19 protein-coding genes and 1 pseudogene are annotated in these 18555 nt (G+C 45.4%); 15 read left to right on the top strand and 5 right to left on the bottom strand.

Annotated elements, in window-relative coordinates; genetic code table 11:
- The first annotated feature begins 18 nt into the window (after window positions 1-18).
- The 6 genes from PGRAT_RS21760 (at window position 19) to PGRAT_RS21735 (ending at window position 5015) form a co-directional block, all read left to right on the top strand.
- On the top strand, window positions 19-1380 hold the full coding sequence (locus PGRAT_RS21760; protein WP_025706306.1) for an MATE family efflux transporter: 1362 nt from the start codon (window positions 19-21) through the stop codon (window positions 1378-1380).
- Window positions 1381-1594: 214 nt separating this feature from the next.
- Window positions 1595-2101, top strand: a complete 507-nt coding sequence (locus tag PGRAT_RS21755) for a MerR family transcriptional regulator (protein ID WP_025706307.1) — start codon at window positions 1595-1597, stop codon at window positions 2099-2101.
- Window positions 2098-2559: an SRPBCC family protein gene (locus PGRAT_RS21750; RefSeq protein WP_025706308.1), complete on the top strand. Its 462-nt coding sequence runs from the start codon at window positions 2098-2100 to the stop codon at window positions 2557-2559. Before PGRAT_RS21755 ends, PGRAT_RS21750 begins: the two co-directional genes overlap by 4 nt.
- A 172-nt stretch (window positions 2560-2731) precedes the next feature.
- Window positions 2732-3265 carry a YceI family protein gene (locus tag PGRAT_RS21745; RefSeq protein WP_025706309.1) on the top strand — a complete coding sequence of 178 codons (534 nt, stop codon included), beginning with the start codon at window positions 2732-2734 and terminating at the stop codon, window positions 3263-3265.
- Window positions 3266-3395: 130 nt separating this feature from the next.
- Window positions 3396-4172 carry a hypothetical protein gene (locus PGRAT_RS21740; protein ID WP_025706310.1) on the top strand — a complete coding sequence of 259 codons (777 nt, stop codon included), beginning with the start codon at window positions 3396-3398 and terminating at the stop codon, window positions 4170-4172.
- A 276-nt stretch (window positions 4173-4448) separates the two neighbouring features.
- Window positions 4449-5015: a hypothetical protein gene (locus PGRAT_RS21735; RefSeq protein WP_025706311.1), complete on the top strand. Its 567-nt coding sequence runs from the start codon at window positions 4449-4451 to the stop codon at window positions 5013-5015.
- A gap of 255 nt (window positions 5016-5270) precedes the next feature.
- Here PGRAT_RS21735 and PGRAT_RS21730 read toward each other — a convergent pair whose 3' ends face one another.
- Complete coding sequence (locus tag PGRAT_RS21730) at window positions 5271-6353, bottom strand: hypothetical protein (RefSeq protein ID WP_025705747.1); 1083 nt, start codon at window positions 6351-6353, stop codon at window positions 5271-5273.
- Between the two features lie 254 nt (window positions 6354-6607).
- On the opposite strand from PGRAT_RS21730, the gene PGRAT_RS21725 reads away from it, so the two are divergent.
- Window positions 6608-7072, top strand: coding sequence for a DUF6097 family protein (locus PGRAT_RS21725; RefSeq protein ID WP_025705748.1), 465 nt, complete (start codon window positions 6608-6610; stop codon window positions 7070-7072).
- Between the two features lie 122 nt (window positions 7073-7194).
- Here PGRAT_RS21725 and PGRAT_RS21720 read toward each other — a convergent pair whose 3' ends face one another.
- Window positions 7195-7800: a TetR/AcrR family transcriptional regulator gene (locus PGRAT_RS21720; RefSeq protein WP_025705749.1), complete on the bottom strand. Its 606-nt coding sequence runs from the start codon at window positions 7798-7800 to the stop codon at window positions 7195-7197.
- Window positions 7801-7998: 198 nt separating this feature from the next.
- Here PGRAT_RS21720 and PGRAT_RS21715 point away from each other — a divergent pair, with 198 nt between their 5' ends.
- Window positions 7999-8778 carry a nuclear transport factor 2 family protein gene (locus PGRAT_RS21715; protein ID WP_025705750.1) on the top strand — a complete coding sequence of 260 codons (780 nt, stop codon included), beginning with the start codon at window positions 7999-8001 and terminating at the stop codon, window positions 8776-8778.
- Between the two features lie 4 nt (window positions 8779-8782).
- Window positions 8783-9822 (top strand): annotated as a pseudogene (locus tag PGRAT_RS31255) (ABC transporter permease).
- A gap of 87 nt (window positions 9823-9909) precedes the next feature.
- Here the strand turns inward: PGRAT_RS31255 and PGRAT_RS21705 are convergent.
- Together PGRAT_RS21705 and PGRAT_RS21700 are read right to left on the bottom strand one after the other, a co-directional pair.
- Entirely contained in the window at window positions 9910-10659 is a 750-nt protein-coding gene (locus PGRAT_RS21705; RefSeq protein WP_025705751.1) for a class I SAM-dependent methyltransferase, read from the bottom strand.
- A 359-nt stretch (window positions 10660-11018) separates the two neighbouring features.
- Complete coding sequence (locus tag PGRAT_RS21700) at window positions 11019-11396, bottom strand: winged helix-turn-helix transcriptional regulator (protein ID WP_025705752.1); 378 nt, start codon at window positions 11394-11396, stop codon at window positions 11019-11021.
- Between the two features lie 125 nt (window positions 11397-11521).
- Between PGRAT_RS21700 and PGRAT_RS21695 the strand changes: the two genes are divergently transcribed.
- Both PGRAT_RS21695 and PGRAT_RS21690 read left to right on the top strand, forming a co-directional pair.
- Window positions 11522-12571, top strand: a complete 1050-nt coding sequence (locus tag PGRAT_RS21695) for a zinc-binding alcohol dehydrogenase family protein (protein WP_025705753.1) — start codon at window positions 11522-11524, stop codon at window positions 12569-12571.
- 144 nt (window positions 12572-12715) lie between these two features.
- On the top strand, window positions 12716-12949 hold the full coding sequence (locus PGRAT_RS21690; protein ID WP_025705754.1) for a KGG domain-containing protein: 234 nt from the start codon (window positions 12716-12718) through the stop codon (window positions 12947-12949).
- Window positions 12950-13026: 77 nt separating this feature from the next.
- Here PGRAT_RS21690 and PGRAT_RS21685 read toward each other — a convergent pair whose 3' ends face one another.
- Complete coding sequence (locus tag PGRAT_RS21685) at window positions 13027-13422, bottom strand: metallopeptidase family protein (protein ID WP_081758832.1); 396 nt, start codon at window positions 13420-13422, stop codon at window positions 13027-13029.
- A 481-nt stretch (window positions 13423-13903) separates the two neighbouring features.
- Between PGRAT_RS21685 and PGRAT_RS21680 the strand changes: the two genes are divergently transcribed.
- The 4 genes from PGRAT_RS21680 (at window position 13904) to PGRAT_RS21665 (ending at window position 18516) form a co-directional block, all read left to right on the top strand.
- Window positions 13904-14848 (top strand): ABC transporter permease, encoded by a 945-nt coding sequence (locus tag PGRAT_RS21680; RefSeq protein WP_411830854.1) that lies wholly within the window; start codon window positions 13904-13906, stop codon window positions 14846-14848.
- Window positions 14849-14876: 28 nt separating this feature from the next.
- A complete protein-coding gene (locus tag PGRAT_RS21675; RefSeq protein WP_202903636.1) occupies window positions 14877-15773 on the top strand; it encodes a carbohydrate ABC transporter permease in 897 nt (298 codons plus the stop codon).
- Between the two features lie 76 nt (window positions 15774-15849).
- Window positions 15850-17424: a DUF3502 domain-containing protein gene (locus tag PGRAT_RS21670; RefSeq protein ID WP_025705758.1), complete on the top strand. Its 1575-nt coding sequence runs from the start codon at window positions 15850-15852 to the stop codon at window positions 17422-17424.
- A 69-nt stretch (window positions 17425-17493) separates the two neighbouring features.
- The gene (locus PGRAT_RS21665; protein ID WP_202903637.1) at window positions 17494-18516 is read left to right on the top strand and encodes a LacI family DNA-binding transcriptional regulator; all 1023 of its coding nucleotides are present in this window, start codon (window positions 17494-17496) and stop codon (window positions 18514-18516) included.
- Window positions 18517-18555: the final 39 nt, after the last annotated feature.

Raw genomic sequence — 18555 nt, 5'->3', positions numbered from 1 at the left:
CGATGGGAGGCCCTGCTAATGTTAAAAGATTCAAAGGCGGATTTTTATAGCAAAATTTATACAATTGCAATTCCTGTAACGCTGCAAAGCCTGATTATGGCACTGCTAACCTTAACCGATCAGCTGATGGTCGGACAGCTCGGCGATGTGGCTGTTGCTTCAGTAGGGATTTCCATAAAAATATACGGGATCATAACTGTAGTATTGGCAGGGCTGGCTACAGGAGTATCCATTTATGCCGCGCAATTCTGGGGAAAGAAGGATGAGAAAAGCACTGCACAGCTGCTGGGATTGGGATTGTTTTTTGGTCTGGGAATCTCCATTATTTTTACGCTGCCTGTTCATTTCTTCCCGCAATTCAGTCTCGGTTTGTTTACGAAAGACCAGCGGCTGATCACAGAGGGATCTGTTTTTCTGGAAGTCACTTCACTAAGCTATATTCCTGTCATGCTGACGATGATATTTTCCGCTATATTGCGCGCTACAGGACATGTGAAGCTCCCTATGATGACCAGCATTGTTGCTGTATGTATTAACATTGTACTTAACTATCTGTTAATCTTCGGAAACTTTGGTTTTCCGGAATTGGGTATAAAAGGAGCAGCAACTGCGACACTTATCGCCCGTTTGTTTGAATGCTGCTTCATTATTGCGGCTACCTATAAACTTCGCCTTCCTGGAGCAACCCATATTCGTGAATGGTTCGGGGTTTCCAGACCACTGATCGGGAAGTTCCTTCGCACCACCTATCCGATCGTATTGACCGAGCTGATTTGGGTACTGGGTGAAACGGTATATGCGATTATTTACAGCCGGATGGGAACTGCTGAAATAACCGCAATGACTATAACCTATCCGCTTCAGAGTTTGAGTATCGGATTATTATCCGGGCTCTCCAGTGCAGCCGGTATTATGATTGGGAACAAGCTAGGGGCCGACGATCAGGACGGGGCACTGGATTTTTCGAAGCGGTTCATTAAGCTGGGGATTTCTGTATCCCTTGGAATAGGTGTATTGATTGCCCTATTGGCACCTTTGTATGTATCCATCTTTCAGGTGTCAGAGGAAGCACATCACATGGGAACCCGTCTAGTATGGGTATTCGCCGGGTTTCTGTGGGTAAAGGTTGCCAACATGATCTTGGCGGGGGGCATTCTCAACAGCGGCGGTGACAGCAAGTTTGTATTTGCAATGGAAGCTGCTGCGACATGGCTGATCGGCGTTCCTTCCGGATTATTAATGTCATTTGTCTGGAAGCAGCCTGTGTTTCTGGTATATATGATTTTGTCATTGGAAGAAGTGGTTAGACTCAGCATCGGATTGGCGCGGATTCACTCCAAGAAATGGATGAAGAATTTGGTCGCTGAAATCTCCGCGTAAGCAATTGAATGAATCTATTGAAGTCTCCGGTACGGCCCGAAAGGGCCGTATTTTGGTTTTAAAGGAGCAGGATTTTTCATTGTAACTTGTGTACATAATCAGGAGCGCAAAAAATATCTGCCGAGCAGCAATATTTCGCTTGCACCTTACGTAACGTAATGTTTTACAATTAAGCTACCGGTACATCACTAGCGCCAAAGAGTGGAGATGGTTTATGAAGATATATTGGAAGGTCGGGGATATTGCCAACCTAACGGGGCTTACCGTCCGAACCTTGCGGTTTTATGATCAAATCGGATTGTTCTCTCCGTCAGGACAAACGGAATCCGGCCACAGGCTGTACAATGAATTGGACTTGGCGCGATTGCACCAGATATTATCGCTCAAGGAGCTGGGATTATCGCTTGAGGAGATTAAATCGGTCTTAAGTGGCGGGCAGATCACTCCGCTTGAGATAGTAGGAATGCAGATCAGCCAGATCAAAGAACAGATTACACTGAAGCAGAAACTATTGGAGCAGCTCAGACATGTATCCAAGCTTATGCAGGGCAAGGCGGAATTAACGGTTGAAGATTTCACGAGCCTTCTGCAAGCGATGAAGATCGGATTTGAGAAGCCGGTCATGGAGCGGCAAGCGAGTTGGGAGCGGCATTTGAATCTGTTGGGAGAGGTTCTTGCGGAAGAGAGCGGAATTCCAAAACATAAGGAGGAAAATCAATGAAAGAACGGTTCGTCAAGCATGGAACTTTTGTCGTAGAACGGATTTATGCCGCTTCACCGGAGCGGGTGTATCAGGCATGGGCCGACCCGGTTGCCAAAGCCAAGTGGTTTTCGAAGCCGGAGATCTTTGATTTCCAGGTTGGAGGCCGCGAGTACAGCAGTGGCGGGCCGGCGGAAGGGCCGATCTTTACCTTCGACGCCATCTACCAGGAGCTTATTCCCGGGGAGCGTATTGTCTACACATACACGCTGGATTCGGACGGCATACGCATTTCTGTCTCGGTCGCTACGGTTGAGCTTATCCAGGTAGAGCGCGGTACGAAGCTGATTTTCACGGAGCAAGGTGCATTCTTTGACGGGCACGATACGCCGGAAATCCGGGAGCACGGTACAAATATTATGTTGGACACACTGGGCCGGGCAGTAGAAGGAGAAGGGAAGGCAGGAATAGGACAATAAGTGAAAGTGAACTTTCGAAATCGGATTCGTGAGGAAGCCGGGAAAATATTGAAACGCTGCTGACATTACGTTGTCAGTAGCGTTTTTGTATAGTCGGAGTATGCGGATTTCGCAGTACTGTCGAGATGGGGCGACCTTTCTTACAATCTTATCGTAGAGGTGGAATTTAATCGTGAGTAACATCAATTGGGAAGTGGATCAGGACCACAGCTCCGTCGAGTTTTCGGTGACACATTTAATGATTAACAGAATCAAAGGCGTATTCGAGCATTTTCAGGCGAGCTTGAGCTTTGACCCCAACGATCTAACAACGCTGGATATTCAGGCTTCCATAGATGCCAATAGTATCACAACCCGCCAGCCGCAGCGGGATGAGCACCTGAGGAGCGGCGACTTCCTGCATGCAGCCAAGTATCCAGTCATTGCGTTTCAAACCACCAGCTGCATCCTTACCGGTGAACGGCAATATGAACTTGAGGGCAATCTGACGCTGCATGGAGTAACGAAACCGGTCACTTTTCATACCGTTTTTGAAGGACTAAACAAAGATCCTCGGGGCCGGGAACGTGCAGGATTTCATTCAACAGCTAGTATTGGGCGCAATGAATTTGGTTTGACCTTTAACTCGCCGCTGGAAACTGGCGGGATGATCGTCGGAAATGAGGTGAGAATTGAGCTTTATATCGAGGCAATAAAAATAGAATAATGCGATTGACAGCTACAATTAAGATGTGGTAACTTTACCATTGAAAATAAAGGCAATGCAACCTTTGGGTTCAACCTCGCTGAGAAGTGGGTTGGGCCCTTTTTGCATTTAATGCCAGGGGAGGATTCGTATGCTGAGAACAGAATTGCTGTTACAGCGGCTGGACGAGATCGGCCAGTCGCTTGAACGTATGGGGGGAGCTCTTTTATTATTAGGCGTTGGTTCTGTTGGAACCGAAACAGAACGGTTGGATGAATACTCGGATTTGGATTTTTTTGTTATTGTGAAACCGGGGGAGAAAAACAGATTTATCGACCGGTTGGATTGGCTCGAAGGAGCACACCCGCTTGCCTATTCATTTAAGAATACGGATGACGGGTACAAGGTATTGTTCGAGGACGGAATTTTCGGGGAATATGCTGTATTTGAGGAACGGGAGCTGGCGGACGCCGCCTATACTGAAGGCCGGGTCATATGGAAGGACCCGATGTATAGCAATACGGCAATCGCCAAACCTGTAAGCCCGGTTCCCGGCCAAAAAAGTGATTCCCTGGACTTCCCCTTGAACGAAGCCTTAACAAATCTATACATAGGACTCTGCCGCTATGCCAGGGGAGAACGCTTATCCGCTACAAGATTTGTTCAAGGTTACGCTATAGACAGGATTCTATCCGTGCTCCATCTGCTGCAACAAGAGGAGGATTACTTTCCCGACCCCTTCGGGAATGAGAGACGGTTAGAGAAGAGATTCCCCCGTTTTGCGGAAATCATCGGAGGCATGATCCAGGGATATGATCAGGTTCCCGAATCGGCACTCCGCATTTTAGATTTCTTAGAAGAGGTGTACCCGGTCAATAGACGGTTAAGCGATGAGATACGGCGCTTGGCTAATCTGACTTGCAGGTAGATGCATCAAGGTGAACCTTATCATAGGCAGGGGAAGGTTTGTAGGAAACAGCTCGCAGGAGCTTGTATCTACATCATGCCAACTATAGGAGCAGGGTAGTCACACTCCGGTTACCCGGGCTCCCATATGTCAGATGGCAGCTACTTAAGTGTTGCAAGTGTAATAATGTAACAATCGGTACATTAAAAGTACCCCCATTTATCGTATGATGATAGGGATTGTTTAATTAGTGAAGAATCTTGTGCACTTCATATGATATATGAGGAGAATTAAACTATGGGGAACTTTCGTGTGTCTCACCTGTTATTCATGGCCCTTGTGATAATGCTTTCTGCATGTAATTCACCAAAAGGTGAAGACAAGTTGTCTGCTACCAATGCTACCGATAGTAAAAGCATCACGATAAAGGCTGGAAACACTGACTTGACAAATATTTTGAAGAAGAACGAGGGAATGAATTCTGTGGGAAAAGATGATTCTTCATTATTTGAATCAATTATTGCCGATGAGAAAATAACTATCCCTTATGTGAAAATTGGGGAAGTAGTAACAATAAACTTTGGTGACATTCCAGCGGATAATTATGTGTTATATGATTATGTTCTAAATGAAGATGGCACAATAAAATATTCATCTTTAGCTACCGAAACAGTATCAATTCAAGTTAGCAACAACGTAGGGACTTTTAAATTGAATGAAAATCTTAGCTCTAAGTTCAGTTCAAACAGCAAGGATTACGAACCCGGCAATCTATTCAGGGGCTTCCTCTTAATTACTACATCCGGCGATAAACAGGTAGAATATGCTTTTGTAATAAAATCAGATATATCTGAAGCTGAATAAAAACATGGCTATTAGAAATGATTCACGTCAATGGCATTGAGCTGTTCGACGACGGGGGCATGGTTCAATTAATCGAGTGGATTAATGTATAGAAATATTAAACTGGCGTAGACGTAATAATTTCAATTTATAAAAAGGTAAAAAAGCTGTAAGAAGCAAACGCACAAGCCACTGGCTTGTGCGTTTTGCTGTAGTGTATGTGTAAGGGAATTAAGAAGAAAAGAAGGACATAGAGGAACCAATAAGATCCAACAATCAAAGATATTCCCGATACATTTGCCGGGAGTTCTCATCGAACAGAGACGTGACATTCTCATAGTTGTGGAGATCAATCCGGTTCTGCTGCAGAATTTTCTGGATAAAGATTGTCCCGGTGAACATCCGGTTCACAATTGCCCTGCACAGGGGCGGACTGTCCCGGAAAAACTCCACCAGTTCGTCAATCTGGTTAAAGTCGAAATATAGAATATAGCACACGTAATTATCCAGCAGCATACTGATGACGTGTTCACGGTAAGGTGTGGAGGTTACACCCGTAAACACATTGCGCATAACCCCGAATACTTCAGAACTGTTGCGGGCATACGCGGCGAGCAATTCGTCCGCTTGGTTAATCAGCCGCAGGGCTGGCTCCAGACCGGCTTCGGGTGGAAGCTTCAGCCTGGAGGAACGTCCTTCGACCGCTTCCAGCAATTGCAGGGTAAGCCTGCAGCAGGCCTCAATCTCTTGCGGCAAGAGAGTCAGGCGATCCTTATATGCAGCATGATGGCGAGCGTAGTGATCGTGGTACACTTTGAAATAATCCTGTACGCGGATGCCGGTGTTCGTATGGATTAAGTCCAGGCCGCAAAAAGAAAAAGCATCCAGCGTCTCTCCGTTGACCGGGTGGGCGTACAGGTAGAACCAGAAGAAAAAGTCCCGCAGCCCGGCTTTCTGCTCATCGCACAGCATAGTGAGACTCGCCCACTGCGCCAATTGGAAGAAGCAGTAGTGCTTCATCCGGTCATTCATCACGTTATATGGGTGAATTGGAACGATGGAGGTAGTCGCGTTGATCGTCAGCAGCAGATAGTCCAGCACCTGTTCGCCGTACACGTCCAGCTGCTCAAAACGAGACGCTAAAACGGGAGCTCTGCCCGTGGTATCCGTATAATGCGGGTCGGCGGGACGAAGATCGCTTGTCCAGTTGGTAAACGGCTCGTTCTCGCGGCCGGTCAGGAACAGCTCTGTACTTCCGTCTTCGCACAACGCATACTCGAAGCGGTCTGTTTTCAGTAACGGCAGCCCGCGGCCGAATTTGAGATTAAGGTAATTGTGGTACAGGGCATCAAGTTCCATTTCACATCTCTCCGATTCTGGCAGGATTGGATGACATGGCGATTCATTCGTCCCGGCTTCGGTTTGCTTACGAACTAGGCCGCAGCGCCCGTCATTTATAGTATAAACGATAATCCAGAAACGCCCCGCGGTTCAAGCCAATTTCATTGTCGGGACTGTTCCTGCGCGTTATAATACAATAGTTGACCGGAGAATCGTGGATCTGATGTCCGAATGATGCCGCCGGAATCTGTAAACGATGGGAGGTGACGACAATGAATGTGGGAAGAACTCTCCTGCGGACGATGGAGTTCAGCCAGCAGTTGGATTTGCTGCACAAGCATATTACTCACAGCGAGCTGCCGGTGCAAAAAAGCGATTCCTTCGACAAGCAGTGCATGCTGCTCGAACAATATCTCGGCGAAAATACTTTTCAAACTACTTACAAGAAAATGAACAGGGTTAATCTCCTGTCCGGTTTGTTCGCCCTTCCAGTGCTGCTGATTGTGGCCGCTGCATTTATCTATGGACGCTATATCGACCGGGACTACGATGTTTTCGGATTTTTCATGGACCATCCCGTCTTGTATCTGGTACCCGCCGCGCTGATCGTAGTGACCCTGGTGCTGGCCGTGTTTCATTCGGTGCTGCGGCGGAAGCTGTATGGCCGTATCTACCCGGAGCTGACAAGAAAACTACAGATGAATGCCTCCAGTGGAGTATCGCTATCTGGACGATAACCTCATCCGGAGCAGATCCAAGCTTTGATGCTTAGTTCCTAAAAGAGGCCATCTCCAAAAGATGGCCTGATTTGAGGTTAACCACTATATATTTAAGTTTTTTATTCTACCACCGCTGATTTTTATTCCTCATAAGCGATGCCGGCAGCTTTCAAATGCCCGTAGGCAACGAGTCTGCTGAACTGAGAAGCAACTTCACCCGCAGGAAGAGGCAGATCATTTTTAACCCACCAAATGATAGTCCCCATGAAAGACGATACGAGGTATTCGAGCAGCAATTCCTTAGATATCGCTAAAGGGGGATTTCCCGCAGCAGGATTCCACCTCTCATTGAGTTTATCTTTAATGATATTCTCCATTTTCTCCCGGAACGGATAGATTCTATTCTCTTCAATTAACATGGCATAGTAAAAAGAGGTGTTGTGCGAAATGTGTTCCAGTATAGTCTGCATGACGGTCTCGAGTATAGAAATACTGTAAGTATTCATGCTGATTGGACAAAGAACGACGGCATTCTTTAATTCGCTTAACAACTCATCCATATACGTATTTAATAAGTCAGGTTTATTTTCGTAGTGGAGATAAAAAGTGTTTCGATTGATCATCGCCCGATCGGCAATATCCTGGATCGTTATCGCTTCATATCCTTTTTCCTGAATAAGCTCAATCCATGCCTTTCGAATCGACTGCTTAGTGCGCAGTATTCTTAAATCGGTTTTTTTGCTCATTGCTTTTGCTCTCCTTGTTTAAATTGGAGTCGTTAAGCGACAAAGTGATCGGGATTGTATGTTATCCTTCAAATTCAAAAATATTGAATATTGAGCGTCCTATTCATCTTTATTATAATGAGCGCAAGATAGATAAACAACAAGACGTTCATTATTTATCTAATGACTACCATTTGAGAAAATAAGGAGAATATTCTAATGACATTAAACAATCAAAATGAGCTTGTGCTTAAGGCAACCGCTGTACTGGAAAGCTTAGCGGGCGGCAACCCGGAAGCGATTATGAATTATATTCATCCGGATCAATATATTCAACACAACCAGGGCTTACCCGATGGCCGTGCGGCCATGCTTGGTGCACTTGCCCATTTAAAGGAGATTGGTACAAAGGTAAGCATTAAGCGCACTTTAGCCGACGGAGATTATGTTGCCCTTCATTCCGAATATGATTTTTTTGGCCCCAAAATCGGTTTTGATATTTTCCGGTTTGAGAATGGACTGATCGTCGAACACTGGGATAATATTCAGAATAGGGTGGATAAGACACCAAGTAATCATACGATGATTGACGGACCGGCCACGATTAAGGATATCGGCAAAACTGAGGTGAACAAAGCAGTTGTCAAAAGCTATGTCGAGAATATTTTGTTTGGTAAAAACCCGGATCTGCTTGCCTCTTACTTCGCCGGGGATCACTACATTCAGCATAGTCCACATATTGCGGACGGTCTTTCCGGTCTCGGTGCTGCATTGCGGGGACTGAAGGAGAGAAATATTGAATTTCGATATACTCATCTTCATCAGGTTATAGGACAAGGTGATTTTGTGCTTACAATGAGTGAAGGCCTCTTTGATGGTCAGCATACCTCTTTTTACGATCTGTTCCGCGTAGAGGATGGAAAGATCGCCGAGCATTGGGATGTAATTGAGGCTATACTGCCGGCGGAAAAACGAAAAAATCCAAACAGCAGATTTTAAACATATGCGTTTATTCAAAAACAAATTGATAATTACATTACCGATTATCGTTATTGCAGTCATTATGGGCGAAACGATAGTGTCTAATATTCAACCGGAAACCTCAGCTAATCAGGATGGAGAGTCAGCAATTAAATGGATCGAAGCGGGGAGTGAAGCCGAAGCAAAGACAGGGCTCGATAACCAGGAATATTATGCTGCATTGGTGATTCCCGAGGATTTCAGCGAGAAGCAGGCATCGCTTAAGACGCCGGACCCTTCTTCCCCCCGAATGCAAATTTATATCAACCAAGGTATGAATGCATCAGCATCTAGTGTGGCTGGACAAATGTTAAATCAGGCGGTTAATGGCATAAATGAGAAGCTGCGTGCTGAGCTATTAGCGGCTATCGGTCACCAGGGCGGTCCGCTCTCGACAAAACAAATCGCTGCATTAACTTCACCAATCGTCAGCGAAATCATCAATGTGAATGCAGCCGGTGCGCATAGTGCAAACGGGAATTCACCGGTTTTGATGCTACAGCCTTTGTGGATGGCCAGTCTAATCGGAAACGTGATTTTCTTGCTCGCCAAAAATAAATTAAATTACGTGAATCGTAAGGACCGGATTCGGGCGAATATAGTTCAAGTCTTTTGGGGAGCACTCATTGCTTTGGCGGCTGGATTTAGCTTCACTTGGTTTGCAAGGAGTTGGGGCGTACACATCGCTCATTTCATGGATACAGCTATATTTTTGGCAATTGCGTATTTAGCATTTTTCCTCATGATAGCTGCTGTTTTCTCCTGGATTGGATTAAAAGGTATGATTGTCTTTGTACTGTTCCTATTCTTTGGTGCGCCGCTCCTGAGTTATTATCTCCTTTTTACCGTGATTGGGTACTATCCTGGCTGCCGATGCGCTTCATGGTTGAAGGGCTGCGTGAGATATTGTTCTTTGGGCAAAAGCTGCGCATGAATCATCCGACAGTCGTCTTAATCTGGATCGGCATTGGCGGCCTGTTGGTCCTGCTGGCATCTGCCTTTAAACGTTCCCGTACATCTTAACGATACGACTCTCTATTATATAAAACGTTATAAAAAAGAAGGATACCCGATTAACGAGTATCCTTTTTAAATACAATCTCACAATCTCTATAACTTAGCAGTTATTATAAAGCGTTCCGAATTTGTCCTAATCCCCTTCTCCGTCTGATTTTCCATAATAAATTGCTGGAGTATTTGGAAATCGGCTTCAGTCCGTCCAAAGTCGGGAATAATAGGAGTGTGTTTTAATAAAAAAATCAGGTCTTCAGCCGTTTGGTAATATTCAATAACATTAGATTCAAATGACTGAATGTCGCTAAAACCGGCTTTGCTTAATTCAGTAAGATATTGATGCTGTAATGTACCTGCCTTTGCTCCAAAAGCTTGTCCTCTTCCAAACGCTTCTTTAATATTGGATTTGTCGTTTTCGCTCACTTGCTGAGTGTGGAATGTACCACCCTGAATTAGAACTTTTGCGATTTCGTTAGCAAAGAATTCCGAATGTCTACACGAGACTATATTAAAAAAGTCTTCAGGAAACTCCAAATGTTCAGCGTCCATCTGAAGAAATCGTACATTAGGTAAGCCTGATTTAGCAGAATTTTTAGCGGCGGTTTCCATCATTCCAGTGGATTGGTCAATCCCGACTACAAGTAGTGCAGATTCAGCAATTGATAAAATCGCTTCCCCGCCGCCTGTGCCAATGTCAAGCAATATATCCGATTTATTGCAGGTCTTTGTTACTTCACGATACAAATCCCATGTGGTTCCTTCAGAAACGCATTTTACATTGCTGAAATCCCAGCCGTTGATTTTTCCGACTTTATCATAAAATTCTCGATATTCTAATGGATTCATTTTTAATTTCACCTTTCAATGAGGATGAGTACATGACCGGTATCGATCAATGTTTTTAGCTTTATGAGACCAAAAGGACAGACTACCCCCTTGGTGGCTGGTACGCGTTTTTTCCAGCCCGAAAACTAAATACCTCGAACGATACGGAAATACAATCCATTTCACCTCATTTGAAAGATTAATTCAATTATAGTTTGAAGAAAGATTGCCAATCAAGAAGTAATTCAAGCCATTCCGGAAGCTGAAGAGCGCATTCAATACAAAATGGTTCAGGCTTCCAGTACTCTGTAGCATTGACTGGTTCTTTTTAAGAAATAGGGGATTTTCGCTGCCGCTGTTTTATAGAATCGTCTGTACATTCAAGCCTCTTCCTCTTGTGGCGTTCTAATTTCGTTAAGTCTGATTTTATAAATCTCCCCCCATTCTTTCATAGATACTATGATCGGTTCCAACGTTCTTCCAAAATCAGTTAGTGAATATTCCACTTTGGGCGGGACTTCTTTATAAACTTCTCTATGAATGATGCCATCCCGTTCAAGCTCCCGTAACTGGAGTGTTAGCATAAACTGTGTAATCCCCGGATTGAGACGGCGGAATTCATTAAATCTTTTCGTTCCGTCAATGAGATGATAGAGAATGATCCCTTTCCATTTCCCCCCGATCACATCCAGAGTGGTCTCCACAGGACAGCCTTCCATATTTGGACTAGCACCGTACTTGTTTCTTCGGTCTCCCATTACTCAGCCCCCTTACAATGGTATGGTTTTTAATACTATACAATAAAATTATGCCTACTTTCTTAAAGTAAGTATACAACATATAATTCAATTGTACGATAACCCAATTTGAAAGGAAGAAGAATATGAACAATCACCAAAAAATGAAAGCAGTCGGTGCTTACCGATATCTCGCTATATCCGATCCGGAGAGCTTGGTGGATCTGTTTATAGAAAAACCGCTTCCTGCAGGCCGTGATCTATTGGTTGAAGTAAAAGCCATCTCTGTCAACCCTGCCGACTTGGGTATGCGACAGAATAACAACTATGAGGATGGATCACCTAAAATTCTGGGGTGGGATGTAGCCGGGATCGTGGAACAGGTTGGACCTGAATGTCAGTTGTTTAAACCCGGAGATGAGATTTATTATGCAGGGAGTGTGGCCCGCCCAGGGGGGAACAGTGAGTTTCACTTGGTAGATGAACGAATTGCGGGAAACAAACCCAAGAGTCTGGATTTCGCACAAGCAGCCGCTTTACCGCTTACCTCGATTACGGCCTGGGAGGGTCTGTTTGACCGTCTGGGAATCAATCATAGCGCAGAAGAAAACAAAAATAAAAGCATACTCATTATCGGTGCAGCCGGAGGAGTAGGGTCGATTGCAACTCAGCTTGCCAAATTGGCAGGGCTAACTGTAATTGGTACGGCTTCACGCCCAGAGTCAATCCAGTGGAGCAAAAATCAAGGGACAGATTTTACAATTAATCACAATAGCCATTTTGCAGCGCAGCTCAAGGATATTGGATATGAGACCGTGGATTATATATTTTGCTTAAATGACACGGTACAACATTTAGCGAACATGGCAGAGGTTATAACCCCTCAAGGTAAGATTTGTTCAATCGTTCCTGCAGATAAGGCTTCATGGACGGGAAGCTTGGATATGGATCTGCTTTTCTCTAAAAGTGTCACGTTTGTATGGGAACTTATGTTTACCCGGTCAATGTACCAGACCAAAGATATGATCAAGCAACACGAGCTGCTGAATGAACTGGCTGAATTAATCGATAATGGCAAGTTGAAAACCACTTTAACAGAACGGTTAGACCCAATAAATGCAAAGAACCTGCGTGCAGTACATGAAAAGATGGAAACAGGAAGATCGATAGGAAAAATTGTATTGGAAAATTTCTAACGCCCTAATTCAGTGTTATGGGAGTATTAATAGATTTTGACATCGAGTGGGAAATTCTCGGAATCTATGTTTCATGCTCAGAGGTACGGGTAAATTAAAAGTGCAACAAAAAATACTCAATACCCGAAAAGGAGCGAATTCGAAATGGCACAGAACAACCAGAATGATCAAAAGATGAGCCGCGAAGAAGCGGGACGTAAGGGTGGCGAAGCCACGGCAAAAAATCATGACCGTGAGTTTTATCAGGAAATTGGCGAAAAAGGCGGGGAAGCCCGCGGCCGCAACAATTCAGGCGGCAATGAAGATGACGGCAAGATGAGCCGTGAGGAAGCGGGACGCAAAGGCGGCGAAGCCCGGGCCCGTCAACGTGACAATTAAATACGGCAATAATCCAATAGATGCAATACAAGTACAAGGCCAGGTTCTCTCAGGAGGACCTGGCCTTGTACAATTGGTTAAGCAATGCGGAACCGGTCCAGTTGATTCCGGTAACTGAAGAGAGACTCTTCCATGATCATATGCAAAAAATAAGGGTCTGCTTCTGTCAGTAAGGAGATAGCATAAGCCCACGCATTTTCCTCGATCCTCAGCCGGATTTCGGCTTCTTGCCTTCCTGTCAGGGGGCCATCCAGAGCTGCGGCGAGCTGCTCCAGTTCTAAATCTTCGGAATGCCCAAGCTCGTGGGCCAATACAACCGCAATGTATTCTTTCAGCCGGAGATGTGAACCGAACAGTTCACAGCATTGTCTAACAATCTCTTCTTTATATAGGAAAATGGTATGGCTGGCTAAATGATATTTGCCGCCAACTAACCGGTTATCTTGGAACCTGGGTTCTAGTATTACCTGCACCTTGCTGTGTGAGAGGGCTAGCAGCTCATTGACGGTCTGATTAAATAATTGGTCTTCCAGCTTGCCTCAACCTGCCTTATCAAAAAGTATAGCATTATATTAATCTAAAATTTTTAGTAACTCCAGTGATTTTGACAGAAAAATGTTACTGTTTATTGAAATCTAAAAGTTAACCATACAAAGTGCTGGCACTTCGGCCATGCAGCGGCAAGTTTTCACAAAAATAATGATATAGAAACGTTTTCATTGCTAATTTATCTCGATCTTAGCGGCAAGATAAAAAATTGTCAATCATCTTAAAAGAAAAGTCGAATTCACAAGATTTAACTCGAAATTTGTAATTTTAGTCCTTGATAAATAAAAAATATTTCAATTGACAGCGCATACATTTCGGGAGTATGCTCTTCGCAAGGGGAGCTCCAAGAAGAATATAGAAACGTTTCCATGCCATTCACTACGCTGTTTAACGCTCAAATTGGAGGTGGGCTTATTGACAAGAGTTAAGCTGGCGGGTCGGAATATTGTCCGGGAAGTGATGAAGAACAAAGTTCTTTTCCTAATGCTGCTGCCTGTGCTCCTGTATTTTCTGATCTTTCACTATGCTGTCATGCCTGGCGCTTATGTCGCATTCGTGGATTACAACCTCAACAAGGGGATTTTTGGAAGCGATTTTATCGGCTTGAAGAACTTCGAGTTCCTGGTTCAGAACGGTGATCTCTGGAATATTACGAAAAATACACTGCTCTACAATATTGTTTTCCTCGCTTTGGGAAATATCATTCAGATTGTGTTTGCCATTATGCTGTCCGAAATATCGGGCAAATGGTTCAAGAAGGTTTCCCAGTCCGTAATTCTCCTTCCCAACTTCATTTCTATGGTTATCGTCGGCGTATTCGCCTACAATATCTTCAACTTCAACTCCGGTTTTATCAATACAATGCTTGCGGGCGCCGGACTGGACCGTTACGAATTCTACTCCGATCCGGGCATTTGGAAGTATATTATCGTGGCCTTCAAAATATGGGCCGGAACCGGATACGGTATGATTGTCTATCTGGCTACGATCACAGGGATTAACCATGATTTGTATGAGGCGGCTTATATGGATGGGGCTACCACCTGGCAGCGGATTCGCTATATGACTCTGCCGATCCTGAAGCCTACCTTCATTCTGCTCCTGCTGTTCGGAATGGGCGGCATTCTCAAAGGCTCCTTCGACCTTTTCTATAATCTGATTGGCACTAACTCCGTCCTGTATCCGCAGACGGATATCATTGATACTTATGTCTTCCGTTCGTTGGTGGGGCAATTCAACTTCTCCATGGGTGCAGCGGTGGGCTTCTACCAATCCTTATTTGGCCTGATACTGGTGCTGGTGGTCAACTTTATCGTACGCAAGATCGAACCGGACAGCGCGTTATTCTAAGTTCAGATACGAAACAGGGGTGATAACCGTGGAAAAAACAACCATCAAGCAGGACTCCGGAAGTCTTATTGTCAAAGGGATCAGCTATGTCAGCATCACCATTTTTGCTCTGATTTGCTTATTTCCTTTTGCACTAATGATCTCTTCCTCGTTCATGAACGAGCAGGAAATCGTCCGCGAGGGCTACAAGCTGCTGCCGAAGGAAGTCTCCTTCAAGGCTTACAGCATGCTGCTGGGCAACTCTACCCAACTGGTGGACGCTTACCAGGTCACAATTTTTATTACCGTAGTGGGTACGGTGCTTGGATTGTTTATGATGTCGATGGCCGGGTTCGTACTCAACCGGAAGGACTTCAAATACCGCAACTTCTTTTCTTTCCTGATTTATTTTACGACGCTTTTTAGCGGCGGCTTGATTCCAACCTATATTCTCATGGTCAAGCACCTCCACCTGAAGGACAGCCTGTTCGCCATGATTCTGCCGGGCGTGGTAGGCGCATGGTCCATCTTCCTGATGCGGAACTTCATGAAAGCGATTCCAGACTCCTTATATGAATCTGCAACTATTGACGGTGCCGGCGATTTCCGGATCTATTGGCGGATTTTCATCCCGCTTGCGGTTCCCTCCCTGGCTACGATTGGACTTTTCTCGGCGCTGGGCTTTTGGAATGAGTGGTATAACGGGATGCTGTATATGGACAGCCCCGATAAATTTCCGCTTCAATATTTTTTGCAGCGCATGGTCAACCAGACGAATCTTGGCGCTTTGATTAACTCGGGGGCGGTCATTAATACGGCTGATCTTCCAACACAATCCATTAAGATGGCGACAGCTGTGCTGGCCACCGGGCCGATTATTCTCCTGTATCCGTTTGTACAGCGTTATTTCGTAACAGGACTTACGATCGGGGCTGTAAAGGGTTAATGGACGTCTTCTTATCAAGGGCGTTTATTATATATGAAGGAATTCATAAATAGAAGAGAAAAGGGAGGCTTACCGAATGAAAGGTAAAAAAATTGCGTCTTCTCTAATCGCTGTCCTCATGCTTACCGGGGTATTGACAGCCTGTTCTTCCAAAAACAATGAGTCCAGTAACGATCCGGCAGCGTCGGGAACACCGGAAACTGCGGCTAACACAGGAGGAGTCGATACTTCGAAGGAAGCCAAGCTGGTGTATTATCTGTGGGGCAGTGAAGGCGTTGCCAACAAGGCGATTCTTGCCGAGATTAACAAAAAACTGAAGGCAGATCTCAATGCCACCATTGAAGTGAAGTACATCGACTGGCCGGATACGGCAACCAAATACCCGCTGTTGTTTGCCTCCGGTGAAAAGTTTGATCTGTCCCATGCCTCTCCAGGAGCGCCTGTGTCCTATTTTACCTTGGCCAGTGAAGGCGCATTGGTGGATATTACAGATATGCTCGACAAAGTGGCTCCCAAGCTGAAGGCGGAAATCCCGGCCAGTGTCTGGGAAAATACCAAGTACAAGGGCAAAATTTATGGTGTTCCGAGTCTGTACAGCGAATATACGCCTACCGGTTATGCTTACCGTTCTGACTTGCTGAAGAAATATGGCATGAAAAAAATCAGCTCGATAGATGATATGGTTAAATATATGGATAATGTGGTTGCCAATGAATCGTTTCCTCCGATTAACGGCAAAGCTGAAGATGCGCAGAATATGTTCAGAATGCTGGTCGATACTACGGATATGTGGCTTAATGCCCCTGGTATATCTTCGACTGAGCTTAACCTGGTGACCAAAAGTCCCGAGGATTATAAAACCGTCTTCCATCCGGCCTTCACCCAGGAGTTCGAAGATTGGGCCGTGAAGATGCGTGAATGGGCAGATAAAGGATATTGGAGCAAAGATGTGCTGTCTGCCACCCTTGGCGGCAAGGATAACTTCCGCGCAGCAAATTCGGCAGGTTATCTGACGCATGCCCAGGACTGGATCGGCCAGTATGGTGCGGATATGAAGGCGCAGCCGGCATCAGATCCTTACTTCTTTACGTTTGCCGAAGCCAATAAAAAAATCAAACGCAAGATGGGCGTCGACAACTCGACCGTAATCAGCACCAACTCGGCCAATCCGGAGCGCTCTCTGATGGTGATTGAGAAGTTCATGACCGATAAGAGCTACTACAATCTCATTCAATACGGAATTGAAGGCAAGCAATATGTTATGGAAAACGGTGTGAGAAAAAATCCTCCAGGCTATAACGAAAAAACGGATGCCGGCGGCTTCTCGGCCTGGTCCCTGCGGAATGATAAATTTGTAGTTCCGAGCGATACAGAAAATCCAATCCGCAACTCCCTGTTCGCGGAGTGGGACAAAGTCGCTATCGATGATCCATACAATGGTTTCAGCTTTGATCCATCGAATGTGAGCACGGAAATTGCCGCTATTTCCAACGTGAATTCACAGCTTGGCATCCAGCTGATGCTTGGCAAAACAAGCAAAGATCCTAAAGCAGCGGTTGCAGATTACCGCGAACAGCTGAAAAAAGCAGGAGTTGATAAGGTCATTGCCGAAGTAGAGAAGCAACTAGCTGAATTTGTCCCTGTCAACTAAGGGGACGTTAACAGGTGTAAGGGAGCTATAGTTCAATATAGCTCCTTTACCCATAAATGGAGGAGTATTGTGGACGTAAATATCAAGGATATCGCGCGGATTTCAGGTGTTGGCATCTCCACGGTTTCCAGGGTGATCAACAACAAGGGATTGGTGAGCAAAGCTACCCGGGATAAAGTTCTGAGTGTGGTGAAGGAATACAATTACATTCCCAATACCAACGCCCGGAATTTGAAAACTACGCAGTCCAAGAACATTGCACTTATGGTCAAGGGGATTACCAATCCTTTTTTCTCCAATATGATCAAGGAAATTGAGCGGCAGGTTAATCTGCGGGGTTACCCGTTTCTGATCCAGCAGGTAGAGGATGGAACGGATGAGATCAATGCAGCGATTCAACTGGTTAAGGAGAAAAATCTTTGCGGGATTATTTTTATGGGCGGGACCTATAATCATTCCGAAGAGAAGTTCAAGCAGCTGACGGTTCCTTTTGTGCTGACGACGATTACTTCAACACAGGAGGTGGACCCGGCCATCTTTTCCAGTGTGATCATCAATGAATTGAAGGAAGCCTATAAGGCCACCAATTATTTGATCTCCCTGGGGCATACGAATATCGGTTTTCTGGCCAAGTCTCCTTTATTGGATGAAACCACAGGCAACCGGAGGTTTTTGGGCTACAAAAAAGCACTGGAAGAGCAGGGTCTGCCCTACGATGCCGGGCTGGTTGAGGATTGTGAGTACAGTCCCAGCTCGGGCTTTAATGCCGCTCGGAGACTGCTTAACAAGAACAAGGGACTTACGGCTATCTTTGCCGCCTCCGATACGATTGCCATTGGCGCGGCCAAAGCCGTGCTTACCGCCGGGCTGTCTATCCCGGATGACATCTCAATCCTTGGGTTTGACGGGATCGAGATGGCTGAATATTATCATCCATCTCTCGATACCATCAGCCAGCCGGGAACGGAAATGGCCCTGTCCAGCGTAGGCGTCCTGTTTGACCTCATTTCTGAACACTCAGGCAATCAGCATATTGTGTATGATGCGGTGCTGCTCAAACGCGGCTCCTGCAAGATGATCAAAGCCCGTTAAGGGGCTGGTGTGATCAATTTTGGCCAAGAAGAATGAAGC

It is taken from the genome of Paenibacillus graminis (assembly GCF_000758705.1).
Classification (GTDB): Bacteria; Bacillota; Bacilli; order Paenibacillales; family Paenibacillaceae; genus Paenibacillus_AQ; species Paenibacillus_AQ graminis.
Note: the sequence above shows the minus strand (reverse complement) of the source record. Positions and strands in the feature narration are given on the sequence as shown.

Excerpts from the sequence above, each read along its gene's own strand:
- PGRAT_RS21760 (WP_025706306.1), top strand. The coding sequence starts at position 19 with ATGTTAAAAGATTCAAAGGCGGATTTTTATAGCAAAATTTATACAATT.
- PGRAT_RS21755 (WP_025706307.1), top strand. The coding sequence starts at position 1,595 with ATGAAGATATATTGGAAGGTCGGGGATATTGCCAACCTAACGGGGCTT.
- PGRAT_RS21750 (WP_025706308.1), top strand. The coding sequence starts at position 2,098 with ATGAAAGAACGGTTCGTCAAGCATGGAACTTTTGTCGTAGAACGGATT.
- PGRAT_RS21740 (WP_025706310.1), top strand. The coding sequence starts at position 3,396 with ATGCTGAGAACAGAATTGCTGTTACAGCGGCTGGACGAGATCGGCCAG.
- PGRAT_RS21735 (WP_025706311.1), top strand. The coding sequence starts at position 4,449 with ATGGGGAACTTTCGTGTGTCTCACCTGTTATTCATGGCCCTTGTGATA.
- PGRAT_RS21730 (WP_025705747.1), bottom strand. The coding sequence starts at position 6,353 with ATGGAACTTGATGCCCTGTACCACAATTACCTTAATCTCAAATTCGGC.
- PGRAT_RS21725 (WP_025705748.1), top strand. The coding sequence starts at position 6,608 with ATGAATGTGGGAAGAACTCTCCTGCGGACGATGGAGTTCAGCCAGCAG.
- PGRAT_RS21720 (WP_025705749.1), bottom strand. The coding sequence starts at position 7,800 with ATGAGCAAAAAAACCGATTTAAGAATACTGCGCACTAAGCAGTCGATT.
- PGRAT_RS21715 (WP_025705750.1), top strand. The coding sequence starts at position 7,999 with ATGACATTAAACAATCAAAATGAGCTTGTGCTTAAGGCAACCGCTGTA.
- PGRAT_RS21705 (WP_025705751.1), bottom strand. The coding sequence starts at position 10,659 with ATGAATCCATTAGAATATCGAGAATTTTATGATAAAGTCGGAAAAATC.
- PGRAT_RS21700 (WP_025705752.1), bottom strand. The coding sequence starts at position 11,396 with ATGGGAGACCGAAGAAACAAGTACGGTGCTAGTCCAAATATGGAAGGC.
- PGRAT_RS21695 (WP_025705753.1), top strand. The coding sequence starts at position 11,522 with ATGAACAATCACCAAAAAATGAAAGCAGTCGGTGCTTACCGATATCTC.
- PGRAT_RS21690 (WP_025705754.1), top strand. The coding sequence starts at position 12,716 with ATGGCACAGAACAACCAGAATGATCAAAAGATGAGCCGCGAAGAAGCG.
- PGRAT_RS21670 (WP_025705758.1), top strand. The coding sequence starts at position 15,850 with ATGAAAGGTAAAAAAATTGCGTCTTCTCTAATCGCTGTCCTCATGCTT.